This window comes from Burkholderia sp. Tr-20390 (assembly GCF_017104595.1).
GTDB lineage: Bacteria > Pseudomonadota > Gammaproteobacteria > Burkholderiales > Burkholderiaceae > Burkholderia.
Window position 1 is genome coordinate 1 of the sequence record NZ_JAAGPC010000231.1, and the last position, 11788, is coordinate 11788.

Here is an 11788-nt window from a genome sequence, read left to right on the forward strand (position 1 = left end):
CGACCTGCTCGACCACCGATAGCTTAAAAGCCAGGCTGTAGTCCCGCTGCGTCCGCTTGATCTCTTGCTCCACTTGGCACCTCTTCGTTTCAGCGAAAAAGTGTCAACCTATTTCAGGACGGGTCACAGAAAAAAGAAAAGCCCCGCCGAAGCGGGGCTTTTTCTCTTTCTACCTGGAGGCGCGAGCCGGAGTCGAACCGGCCTAAACGGCTTTGCAGGCCGCTGCATAACCGCTTTGCTATCGCGCCAAAAGCGGACTGTGCGAATGCCGTGAGGCAAGCGACAGATTTTTATTCGAGGACTGAAAGTCCATCAAATAAAAAGGGAAGCGTGGCTTCCCCATTACTTGGAGCGGGAGACGAGTCTCGAACTCGCGACCTCAACCTTGGCAAGGTTGCGCTCTACCAACTGAGCTACTCCCGCATTGTCCTGCATCTGCAGCGCTTCGCCGTACAACACGCTGCCAGAAAAATCTGGAGCGGGAGACGAGTCTCGAACTCGCGACCTCAACCTTGGCAAGGTTGCGCTCTACCAACTGAGCTACTCCCGCATGTGTCCTGCATCTGCAGCGCTTTGCCGTACAACACGCTGCCAGAAAAAATCTGGAGCGGGAGACGAGTCTCGAACTCGCGACCTCAACCTTGGCAAGGTTGCGCTCTACCAACTGAGCTACTCCCGCGTATTGCTGCGCTACTGCTTCCCCGTCACACACTTACTTCGTCGTGCAGCGGAGAAGCGAGATTATGTCGAAGGCACATTCGTGTGTCAAGGGCTTTTCCAGCCCTTTTTACAAAAACCTGCTCGACCGGACGCATCACGCGCCGCCGCGCTCGCGAATCTGCGGCCATGCGAGCTTCATGTAGTACAGCATCGACCAAATCGTCAGCACCGCCGCGAGATACATCAGCCATTCGCCCCACACGCGCGTGTCGATCGTCGCGACGCCGAGCGGCAGCGGCCCGTAGAACAGCAGCATCGGAATCGCGACCATCTGGCATGCGGTCTTGAACTTGCCGAGCTGGTTCACCGCGACGCTCTTCGACGCGCCGATCTGCGCCATCCACTCGCGCAGCGCCGAAATCGCGATCTCGCGTCCGACGATCACGAGCGCGATCGCCGCGTCGACCCGCGAAATCTGCACGAGGATCAGCAGCGCGGCCGTCACCATCAGCTTGTCTGCCACCGGATCGAGAAATGCGCCGAACGACGACGTCTGGTTCCACTTTCGTGCCAGATAGCCGTCGAACCAGTCCGTCAGCGCCGCAAGAATGAAGATCGCCGCCGCCGCGAGATTGCGGTGCGCGCCGCCCATCACCGTGTCCGGCAGATAGAACACGCCGACGACGAGCGGAATCAGCACGATCCGTACCCACGTCAGGAAAATCGGGAAATTGAACGGCATGGCATGCGGGACAGTAAAGGATTCGCAATTGTGCCGTGTCGACCGGCCTGCCACAAGAACGCTGGCAAGGCGGCCGGCCGCACGGCCGCGTCAGTGAAGCTGCTTGTAGATCTGCTCGGCGAGCGCGTGCGAGATGCCTTCGACGCTCGCGAGTTCCTCGACACTCGCGGCAACCACGCCGCGCAACCCGCCGAACCGCGCGAGCAGCCGCTGCCGGCGCTTCGCGCCGACGCCCTCGAGTTCCTCGAGCCGCGATGTCTGGCGCGTCTTCGCCCGCTTGGCACGCATGCCGGTGATCGCGAAGCGGTGCGCCTCGTCGCGGATCTGCGCGACGAGCATCAGCGCGGCACTTTCCTTGCCGAGTTCGAGCGGCGTGCGGCCGTCCGCGAACACGAGCGTCTCGAGGCCGACCTTGCGCCCCTCGCCTTTCGCGACACCGACCAGCATCGACGTGTCGAGGCCGAGCTCGGTGAACACCTGGCGCGCGATTTCGACCTGACCCTTGCCGCCGTCGATCAGCACGATGTTCGGCAGCAGGCTCGACGCCTCGGCCTGGCGCGTCGACTCGCCGTCGATGCCGGCCGCATCGTCGGCGGCAGCCGCCTGCGCGGCCTGCTCGACCATCTTCTCGTAGCGGCGCGTGAGCACCTGCCGCATCGCCGCGTAGTCGTCGCCCGGCGTGATCCCGGTGATGTTGTAGCGGCGGTATTCGCCCGACTGCATCTTGTGATGGTGGTAGACCACGCACGACGCCTGCGTCGCCTCGCCCATCGTATGGCTGATGTCGAAGCATTCGATCCGCAGCGTCGCGAGATCGTCGCATTCGTAGCTGAGCGTCTCCGCGAGCGCACGCGTGCGCGCCTGCTGCGAGCCCTGCTCGGACAGCAGCCGCATGAGCGCGATCTGCGCATTCTGCTCGGCCATCGACAGCCACGCGCGCCGCTGCCCCTGCGGCTGCCGCACCAGCGACACCTTGTGGCCGGCCTGCTCGGACAGCAGCTCGAGCAGGTCGCGGCTCGCGGGCGCATGGCTCACGACCAGCACCGGCGGCACGCGGTTGCCGAGATAGTGCTGCGCGATGAACGCGTCGAGCACTTCGGCCTCGACCGACGCCACCGCGTCACCGCGCGTGCGGCCGGGCTCTTCCGCGGGCAGGTCGGGCAATACATCGGCAGACGCATCGGCCGCCTCCGCCAGCTCGGACTCGTCGCCGATCCCGCCCTCGGCGAGCGTCAGCGCGCTCTCGACGTGCGTCGGGAAATACGCCTTGTCGCCGAGATGCCGGCCGCCGCGCACCATCGCGAGATTCACGCACACGCGCCCGCCTTGCGCGACGACGGCCAGGATGTCGACGTCGCTGTCGCTGCCGACCTCGATCGCCTGCTGGTGCAGCACCGTCGCGAGCGAGCTCATCTGGTTGCGCACGGCCGCCGCCTGCTCGAATTTCAGTTCGGCCGCGAACGCGTGCATCTTCTGCTCGAGCTCCTTCATCACTTCGGACTGCCGGCCGAGCAGGAAACGCGCGGCATTCGATACGTCGATCGCGTAATCCTCGTCGGAGATCGCGCCGACGCACGGCGCCGTGCAGCGCCCGATCTGGTGCAGCAGGCACGGCCGCGTGCGGTTGTTGAAGACCGAATCCTCGCAGGTGCGCAGTTGGAACACGCGCTGCAGGATCTGGATGCTCTCGCGCACGGCCCAGGCACTCGGGAACGGCCCGAAATACTGGTTCTGCTTGTCGACCGAGCCGCGGTAGTAGGCCATCCGCGGAAAACGGTGCGCGGTGAGCTTCAGGTACGGATACGACTTGTCGTCGCGAAACAGGATGTTGTAGCGCGGCGCGAGCGCCTTGATCAGGTTGTTCTCGAGCAGCAGCGCCTCGGCCTCCGAGCGCGTGACGGTCGTCTCGATGCGCGCGATGCGCGTGACCATCATCGCGATGCGCGGCGATAGCTGCGTCTTCGTGAAATAGCTCGATACGCGCTTCTTCAGGTCGCGCGCCTTGCCGACATAGAGCACGGCGCCCGCCGTGTCGTAATAGCGATAGACGCCCGGCATGTGCGGCAACTGCGCAAGGATCTTCTTCGGTTCGAACGGGGTATCGGAAGCTTCAGGGGATGTCATGCGTGATCCGGGCGCCTTGTAACGCGGAACGGGTCTATTAGAATCGCCAGTTTAGAGCATTCACCGGCCCGCTTCGATGCCCCGCACCACCGCTGCCCCCCTGCCCGCCGCGCCGCTCGCGCCGGGCGAACCGATTGCCTGCGACCTCTTCTGTACGGTGATCGACAATTTCGGCGATATCGGCGTCTGCTGGCGCGTCGCGCGCCAGCTCGCGCACGAGCACGGCTGGCAGGTTCGCCTGTTCGTCGACGACCTGCGCACGTTCGCGCGCCTGCTGCCCGGGGTCGATCCCGACGCGGGGCGGCAGACGGTCGACGCGATCGTGATCGAGCACTGGCATGCGCAAGCCGGCGACGCGCTGGAGATCGCCGATGTCGTCATCGAAGCGTTCGCGTGCGAGCTGCCCGGCGCGTATCTCGCGGCGATGGCGCGGCGCGAACGGCGCCCGGTGTGGATCAACCTCGAATACCTGAGCGCCGAAGACTGGGTCGCCGATTTCCATCTGCGGCCATCGCCGCATCCGCGCTACCCGCTGCTGAAGACGTTTTTCTTCCCCGGCCTGTCGGCCGGCACCGGCGGCGTCCTGAAGGAGCATGACCTCGATGCGCGCCGCACGGCCTTCGAAGCCGACGCGGCGGCGCGCGATGCCTGGTGGCAACGCGCGACCGGCGGCGCGCCGCCAGCCGCCGGCACGACGGTCGTCAGCCTGTTCGCGTACGAGAATCCGGCCGTCGACGCGCTGCTCGCGCAGTGGCGCGACGGCCCGACACCGGTCGTCGCGCTCGTGCCGGCCGGCCGCGTGTCGCCTGCCGTTGCGCGTTTTTTCGGGGTCGAGTCGTTCGGCGCGGGCACGCATGCGCGCAGCGGCAACCTGACTGCTCACGGGCTCGCGTTCGTCCCCCAGGCCGACTACGATCCGTTGCTGTGGGTGGCCGACCTCAATTTCGTGCGCGGCGAGGATTCGTTCGTCCGGGCGCAGTGGGCCCGCAAACCGTTCGTGTGGCACATCTACCCGCAGGCCGACGACGTCCACCTGCCGAAGCTCGACGCGGCGCTCGCGCACCTGTCGGCCGGCCTCGCCGACGCTCCGCGCGCGGCGCTCGAGCGGTTCTGGCACGCATGGAACGGCGTCGGCACGCCCGATTGGGGCGATTTCTGGCAGCACCGCGCCGCACTGGACGCCAACGCGGCCCGCTGGGCCGATGCGCTCGCGGCCGTCGGCGATCTCGCCGGAAAGCTGGCGGAATACGCAAAATCTCAGTTAAAATAAGCGGTTATCCGACGGCTGACCAGGCAAGCGCTCGCTTTTGGCGTCCACCGGAACGCACCGCTTGGCGCCTCACCCGTTGCGCAACGCTCAGGCACCTATTTATTTGATTTGATCAGGACAGTTTTTTATGAAAACCGCACAGGAACTCCGCGTAGGCAACGTCGTGCAGATCGGCAGCGACGCATGGGTCATCGCCAAGGCTGAATACAACAAGTCGGGCCGTAACTCCGCCGTCGTCAAGATGAAGATGAAGAACCTGCTGACGAACGCAGGCCAGGAAGCGGTCTACAAGGCTGACGACAAGTTCGACGTCGTCGTGCTCGACCGCAAGGAAGTGACGTACTCGTACTTCGCCGATCCGATGTACGTGTTCATGGACGCCGACTACAACCAGTTCGAAGTCGAAGCGGAAATGATGGGCGAAGCGCTGAACTACCTCGAAGACGGCATGGCTTGCGAAGTCGTGTTCTACAACGAGAAGGCAATCTCGGTCGAACTGCCGACGGTCCTGGTTCGCGAGATCACCTACACGGAACCGGCAGTCAAGGGCGACACGTCGTCGGGCAAGGTGCTGAAGAACGCCAAGCTCGCAACGGGCTTCGAACTGCAAGTGCCGCTGTTCTGCAACACCGGCGACAAGATCGAAATCGATACGCGTACGAACGAATACCGCAGCCGCGCGTAATCGCCAGCGATACCCGCATCGAACAAAGCGCCCTTCGGGGCGCTTTTTGTTTGTCCGGCGCCAACAACCGGGCGAGAGTCAGGCTCATGTAAAGCACAAAAGCCACCGGTAAAGATATTCAATTTGTATCATCGGTAACTGTTTTATAGCGCCGGAGAAATATTGCTCGTTACGCGTTCAGCGGGGCATAAAATCAGTTTTTAATCTGACATGCGGCTGCGGCCACGATGACCGACAGCCCGCCTCTCTTGACTCGACTTGCGTCCACCATGCCACACGCCCTGATTGTCGAAGACGATCCCAACAGTCTGTCCGGCCTCACCGCGCTGCTCGCCGCGGACGGCTTCTCGGTCGACACGGCCACGTCGCTCGCAGAAGCGCGCACGGCGCTCGGCCGCTCGATTCCCGATGTCGTCCTGGTCGACCTGAACCTGCCGGACGGCAGCGGGTTCGACCTGCTCCAGCACCTGCCGCAGCAACAGCCGAACGGCTCGCTGCCCGTCATCGTGCTGACCGGCAATGCGACGGTCGAGAGCGCCATCGAGGGGCTGCGTCACGGCATCTGGGACTATCTGCTGAAGCCGATCAACATCCCGCGCCTGCGCAGCCTGCTCGCGCGGATCCCGCGTCCGTACGAACTGATCGACGAAGTGCAGTCGTTGCGCGCGTCGCTGCGCCATCTCGGCCGCTTCGGCGCGCTGGTCGGCCGCAGCGACGCGATGCAGCACGTGTACGACATGATCGAGCACAACGCGCGCACCGAAACGGCGGTGCTGTTCTCGGGCGAAGCCGGTACCGGCAAGAAGCTGGCCGCGCGCACGCTGCACGACCTGAGCCGGCGCCGCAAGGGGCCGTTCGTGTCGTTCGACTGCCGGACGATCGCACAGGCCGGCCGGCACGGTGCGTCGCTCGACAGCGTGCTGTTCGGCCATGAGCGCGGTGCGTTCGATGGCGCCGAGCGCCGCGAATCGGGCCTGTTCGAACAGGCCGGCGGTGGCACGCTGTTCCTCGACGAAATCACCGCACTGCCGCTTGTGCTGCAGGAAGCGCTGCTGCATGCGCTCGATTCGCAGAACTTCATGCGGATCGGCGGCACGAGCTCGATCACGAGCGATTTCCGGCTGATCGCGACCACGCGCCGCCCGGCGCGCGAAGCAGTCGCGAACGGCACGCTGCGCGAGGATCTGTGGCTGCGTCTCGATGCGGCATCGATCACGATGCCGCCGCTGCGCGAGCGCGACGGCGATGCGCTCGCGATCGCGGATGCGCTGATCGACGAACTGAACCGCGACGCGCGCGCAACCGGCCGCAGCACGACCGACAAGCGCGCGGCGCCGGGCTTCGTCCGTGAATGCCTGTCCTACGAATGGCCGGGCAACGTGCGCGAGCTGCAGGAGCGCGTGCGCTTCGCGTACGACGCATCGGGCGATTTCATCGAGACGCTGCGCGCGGGCGAGCCGAGCTTCTCGGCCGGCGCCGCACTGAACGGCAGCAGCGTGCAGATCAAGGTCGGCACGCCGCTGTCCGACGTCGAGGATCTGCTGATCCGCGCGACGCTCGACGCCGTCGGCGGCACGCGCCACCGTGCAGCAACGCTGCTCGGCATCAGTCCGAAGACGCTGTACAACAAGCTGCAGCGGATGAAGGTGAACTGAGCAGGCAGCGATGTTCGAGGGCACTGGCAGGGCTTGACCGTTAGTTGCATCAAAACTCACTACGTCGACCTGCCTGAATTCCTGAAGCTGCCCGGTTCGCACCAGCAGTAATCCATGAAAAAGCCGCGCGATCGCGCGGCTTTTTGTTTCGGTAACCGGAACGGCGCGGGTCGCGCCATCCCCTCCCCGCTCAGGCCAGTGCGCTGCTCAACAGCGCCTGCGCCTGCAGATACTCGGGCTGCGCGATCAGCTTGTCCCACTTGAGCGCCTTGCCGCGCCCACGCATCCGCTTGATGCGTCGCACCGACTCGTCCGTGGCCCGCGCTTTCAGCCCGTTCAGCACGACCTCGGCCGCGTCCGGCTGGTTGCAGACGAGCACCATGTCGCAACCGGCCGCGAGCGCGGCGTCGGCCGCCTGCGTGAGCGTGCCGCCTTCGCGCGCGGCTTCCATCGACAGGTCGTCACTGAAGATCGCGCCCGTGAAGCCGAGCCGTCCGCGCAGGATGTCCTGCAGCCACACGCGCGAGAAACCGGCCGGCCGCTTGTCGACCTGCGTGTAGATCACGTGCGCGGGAATCACCGCGGACAGCGACAAACCGAGCCAGTCGTACGGTGCGACGTCGTGCTTGAGGATCGCGTCGAGCGTACGGTCGTCGGTCGGCAACGCGACGTGCGAGTCGGCCTCCGCGAAGCCGTGCCCCGGGAAATGCTTGCCGCAGTTCGCCATCCCCGCGAGCGACAGCCCGTGGTTCAGGCTCTTCGCGAGCAGCGTGACGACGCGCGGATCGCGATGGAACGCGCGATCGCCGATCACTTTCGAGTGCCCGTAGTCGAGGTCGAGCACGGGCGTGAAGCTCATGTCGATCCCGCACGCGCGCAGCTCGGCGGCCAGGACGTAGCCGACGGCCGTGGCGACCTTCGTCGCGAGCAGCACGTCGCGATCCCACAGCTCGCCCAGGCGGCGCATCGCGGGCAGCACCGTGAAGCCGTCGGTGCGGAAACGCTGCACGCGCCCGCCTTCGTGATCGACGGCGATCAGGATGTCTTCGCGCACCGCGCGGATCGAGTCGGTCAGCGCGGTCAGTTGCGCGCGGTTCTGGAAGTGCCGCGCGAACAGGATCACGCCGCCGGTATTCGGATGCGCGAGGCGCCGCGCATCGTCGCGCGACAGGGCCGTGCCGACGACGTCGAGCATGACCGGGCCGGGAGTCGTTTTCATCGAATCGGGTATTCCGTCAGGAGGAGGTTCGGGAAACAGGTGCAGGCGCGGCGTCCGTCTCGGCGACCACGAACGACACCGCATAGTCGCGTTCGTCGCTGACCGTCACGCGCGCCGTGATGCCACGGGCCGCCAGCCAGTCGGCCAGCTCGCCCGATGCGACGACGTACGGCTCGCCGCTCGGGTGGTTGAGGGTCTGCAGCGCACGCCACGTCATCGGCCAGTGCATGCCGAGCCCGATCGCCTTCGAGAATGCTTCCTTCGCGGAAAAGCGCGTCGCGAGGAACGCGATGCCGCGCGCCTCGGAGCGGGCGCGGCGCGCATGGAACACGCGCAGCTCGTCGGGGCCCAGCACCTTCTCGGCAAACCGGCCGCCCGTGCGTTCGAGCACGGCCGCGATGCGGCTCACCTGGGCGATGTCGGTACCGATGCCGTAGATCGCCATGTCAGTACGCGCCGGTACGACCCGGCCGGGCCGGGTCAGGCATGACGCGCGACGCGCGGCGGCATGTCATCTTCAGCGCGCGCCGCCATGCAGCGCGGCAACGCGTGCGGCGACCATGATCGCCTTCATTTCGCGCACCGCGTTGTCCCAGCCCGCGAAAATCGCGTGCGCGACGATCGCGTGGCCGATGTTCAGTTCGACGATGCCGTCGATCGCGGCGATCTGCTGCACGTTCGTGTAGTGCAGGCCGTGACCGGCATTGACCTTCAGGCCGAGCTGCGCGCCGGCCTGAACGCCCGCGACGATGCGCTCGTATTCGCGCTGCTGCTCGGCTTCGTCATGCGCTTCGGCGTAACGGCCCGTATGCAGCTCGATCACCGGCGCGCCCGCTTCGTGCGCGGCACGGATCTGCGTCTCGTCCGGGTCGATGAACAGCGACACGCGCACACCCACGTCGGCAAGCTGCTTGCATGCCGCACGCACGGCCTCGAAGTGGCCGGCGACATCGAGACCGCCTTCGGTCGTCAGTTCCTCGCGCTTCTCGGGCACGAGGCACGCGTCGTGCGGACGCACTTCGCAGGCGATATCGAGCATCTCGGCCGTCACCGCGCATTCGAGATTCATGCGCGTCTTCAGCAGCGGACGCAGCTTGCGCACATCCGCATCGACGATGTGGCGGCGATCCTCGCGCAGGTGCAGCGTGATCGCATCCGCACCGGCTTCTTCGGCGGCGAGCGCCGCGCGGATCGGATCGGGATAGGTCGTGCCGCGCACATTGCGCAGCGTCGCGACGTGGTCGATGTTGACGCCGAGGTCGATGGCGGTGGGCGTTGTCAGGAAGAAGCTCATAGGTTTTGCAGGTCGATCAGGATCTGACGCGTGGCAAGCGGCGTACCGCCGAGATAGGTGTTCAGCAGGAAGCGCATCAGCGTCTTGCTTTGCGCAACCGTCTGGGCTCGATGGTAATCGTCCTGCTCCATGTCGAGCAACGTCTGTCCGGAAATGACCGGCCAATGCGATGGGACTTCGTCATCCGCGTTGCGCACGCCACGCTCGGGATCGAACACGTAGCGACGATCAGGCTCGACCGCGCGGCGCGCGACCGTGCGGTTCAGCGCCATCGCGTAGCCGGTCTCGCGCAGCAGCACGCGCTCGAACGAGCGCAGCACCTGCACCGCGGGTTCGCCGTGCGCGAGGCGCGTGAGGGTCAGCACGTAATGATTGAAGAGCGGCGGCTGGGGATCTTCGCGTGCGCAGAATTTCACGAGCAGCTCGTTCGCGTAGAAGCCGCACAAGAGCCCGTCGCCGCCGAGCGGCAGCATCCCGCCTACCCACTCGGCGCCCGTCAGCGTGCGCACCTCGGATTTGCCGGACCAGGACAGCAGCAGCGGCTGGAAGGTCTGCAGCACGCCGCGCAGCGCGGAGTGCGGGCGCTTCGCGCCCTTCGCGACGAGCGCGAGCCGGCCATGATCACGCGTCAGCACGTCGATGATCAGGCTCGTTTCCCGATACGGATAACTGTGCAGCACGTATGCCGGCTGCTCCGCGACGCGGAAATCGGACGTGCGTGACGTCGCGCGCCGCGCCTTGCGCGGCGGTTCAGGCGGTGCCGGCAGAGGCGCGTCGTTCGCACCAGCCGTCACCGCGTCTTCAGTCGACGTCAGCGCGTCATTCGTACCCATAGGCGCGCAGCCCCGCCTCGTTGTCGGCCCAGCCGCTCTTCACCTTCACGAAGGTCTCGAGATACACCGGGCCGTCGAACAGCTTCTCCATGTCCATCCGCGCTTCGGTGCTGATCTGCTTGAGCTTCTCGCCCTTCTTGCCGATCACCATCGCCTTGTGCGAATCGCGCTCGACAAGGATCGTCGCGAAGATGCGCTTCAGGCGCCCTTCCTCCTCGAACTTGTCGATCAGCACGGTGCTCGTGTACGGCAGTTCGTCGCCGGTCCAGCGGAACACCTTCTCGCGCAGGATTTCGGCTGCGAGGAAACGCGAGCTGCGGTCGGTCAGCTCGTCCTCGCCGTAGATCGGCTCGCCTTCCGGCAGGTATGGCTTGATCGTGTCCAGCAGGCGCTTGATGTCTTCCGGCTTCTGCGCCGACAGCGGCACGAGCTCGGTGAATTCGCGCAGCTCGCTCACCTTCTGCATGAACGGGAACAGCGTGGCCTTGTCGTTCACGCGGTCGATCTTGTTCGCGATCAGCAGCGTCGGCATGCCGGGCGGAATCAGGTCGAGCACCTTCTGGTCGTCGGGGCCGAAGCGGCCGGCCTCGATCACGAACAGGATCACGTCGACCGACGTCAGCGTCGACGTGACCGCGCGGTTCAGCGAACGGTTCAGCGCGGTGCTGTGACGGGTCTGGAAGCCGGGCGTGTCGACGAACACGAATTGCGCGTCGTCGAACGTATTGATGCCGGTGATGCGGTGGCGGGTCGTCTGCGCCTTGCGCGACGTGATGCTGATCTTCTGGCCGACGAGTGCGTTCATCAACGTCGACTTGCCGACGTTCGGGCGGCCCACGATCGCGATCATGCCGCAACGGAAACCGGTAGGAGCGGGAGTGTTCATATCGTTTGGGAGACAGGTTCGGAAACGGCCGCGCGGCGCGCGGCACGATCGATGGGCAATTCAGTGGTCGGCATCGGCCACGCGCGCCTGCGCGGCGGCGAGGCTCGCGCCGCCCGGCGGCGTCTCGGAATCCGGTGCCGCGGCGTCGCGTGTGCGCGCAGCCGCACGCGAAGCGGGGTCGGTACCGGCGGAAGACTTGTCGGCGGACGACGATGCCGGATCGGTGGACTGGCCGGCCGGCTTGTCGGCTGCGCGTGCAGCGGGCACGGCTTCCGCGGGCTTCTCCACGGCCTTGTCGGCTCGCTCGGCCGGCTTGTCGACAACCTTGTCGGCCGCCGGCTTCGCCGCCCGTTCGCCCTTTTCCGCAGCCGCGTCGACATGCGCCGCGCGAATCGCGGCCATCGGCGCCGCGGCCGGCCC

General features: G+C 65.9%; 10 protein-coding genes, 4 tRNA genes and 1 pseudogene. 3 read left to right on the forward strand and 12 right to left on the reverse strand.

What is annotated here, in order from left to right; genetic code table 11:
• Positions 1–174 precede the first annotated feature (174 nt).
• The 6 genes from G3N98_RS35250 to uvrC form a co-directional block, all read right to left on the reverse strand.
• Positions 175–248 (reverse strand) — tRNA-Cys (locus G3N98_RS35250).
• 99 nt (positions 249–347) lie between these two features.
• A tRNA-Gly gene (locus G3N98_RS35255) sits at positions 348–423 on the reverse strand.
• A 51-nt stretch (positions 424–474) separates the two neighbouring features.
• Positions 475–550: transfer RNA gene (locus G3N98_RS35260), tRNA-Gly, on the reverse strand.
• Between the two features lie 53 nt (positions 551–603).
• Positions 604–679, reverse strand: a tRNA-Gly gene (locus tag G3N98_RS35265).
• A 135-nt stretch (positions 680–814) separates the two neighbouring features.
• Positions 815–1402 carry a CDP-diacylglycerol--glycerol-3-phosphate 3-phosphatidyltransferase gene (gene pgsA, locus G3N98_RS35270; protein ID WP_011351424.1) on the reverse strand — a complete coding sequence of 196 codons (588 nt, stop codon included), beginning with the start codon at positions 1400–1402 and terminating at the stop codon, positions 815–817.
• Between the two features lie 90 nt (positions 1403–1492).
• Entirely contained in the window at positions 1493–3526 is a 2034-nt protein-coding gene (uvrC, locus tag G3N98_RS35275) for an excinuclease ABC subunit UvrC (RefSeq protein ID WP_206150721.1), read from the reverse strand.
• Positions 3527–3602: 76 nt separating this feature from the next.
• Here uvrC and earP point away from each other — a divergent pair, with 76 nt between their 5' ends.
• From earP to G3N98_RS35290, 3 genes are all read left to right on the forward strand, one after another.
• Positions 3603–4796: an elongation factor P maturation arginine rhamnosyltransferase EarP gene (earP, locus tag G3N98_RS35280; protein ID WP_206150722.1), complete on the forward strand. Its 1194-nt coding sequence runs from the start codon at positions 3603–3605 to the stop codon at positions 4794–4796.
• Positions 4797–4923: 127 nt separating this feature from the next.
• Positions 4924–5481, forward strand: a complete 558-nt coding sequence (efp, locus tag G3N98_RS35285; protein WP_011351421.1) for an elongation factor P — start codon at positions 4924–4926, stop codon at positions 5479–5481.
• 269 nt (positions 5482–5750) lie between these two features.
• Positions 5751–7136, forward strand: coding sequence for a sigma-54 dependent transcriptional regulator (locus tag G3N98_RS35290; protein WP_039348354.1), 1386 nt, complete (start codon positions 5751–5753; stop codon positions 7134–7136).
• Positions 7137–7326: 190 nt separating this feature from the next.
• Here the strand turns inward: G3N98_RS35290 and nagZ are convergent, their stop codons facing one another.
• The 6 genes and pseudogenes from nagZ to G3N98_RS35320 form a co-directional block, all read right to left on the reverse strand.
• Positions 7327–8355: a beta-N-acetylhexosaminidase gene (gene nagZ, locus G3N98_RS35295; protein ID WP_206150723.1), complete on the reverse strand. Its 1029-nt coding sequence runs from the start codon at positions 8353–8355 to the stop codon at positions 7327–7329.
• Between the two features lie 16 nt (positions 8356–8371).
• A complete protein-coding gene (gene acpS / locus G3N98_RS35300) occupies positions 8372–8800 on the reverse strand; it encodes a holo-ACP synthase (protein WP_011351418.1) in 429 nt (142 codons plus the stop codon).
• A 72-nt stretch (positions 8801–8872) separates the two neighbouring features.
• Positions 8873–9649 carry a pyridoxine 5'-phosphate synthase gene (gene pdxJ / locus G3N98_RS35305; protein WP_046545252.1) on the reverse strand — a complete coding sequence of 259 codons (777 nt, stop codon included), beginning with the start codon at positions 9647–9649 and terminating at the stop codon, positions 8873–8875.
• Positions 9646–10482, reverse strand: coding sequence for a DNA repair protein RecO (gene recO / locus G3N98_RS35310; protein WP_011351416.1), 837 nt, complete (start codon positions 10480–10482; stop codon positions 9646–9648). Before recO ends, pdxJ begins: the two co-directional genes overlap by 4 nt.
• Positions 10469–11368 carry a GTPase Era gene (gene era, locus G3N98_RS35315; protein ID WP_006476493.1) on the reverse strand — a complete coding sequence of 300 codons (900 nt, stop codon included), beginning with the start codon at positions 11366–11368 and terminating at the stop codon, positions 10469–10471. The genes recO and era overlap by 14 nt, the downstream gene beginning before the upstream one ends.
• Positions 11369–11428: 60 nt before the next feature.
• Positions 11429–11788: pseudogene (locus tag G3N98_RS35320) on the reverse strand (ribonuclease III); the annotation flags it as partial.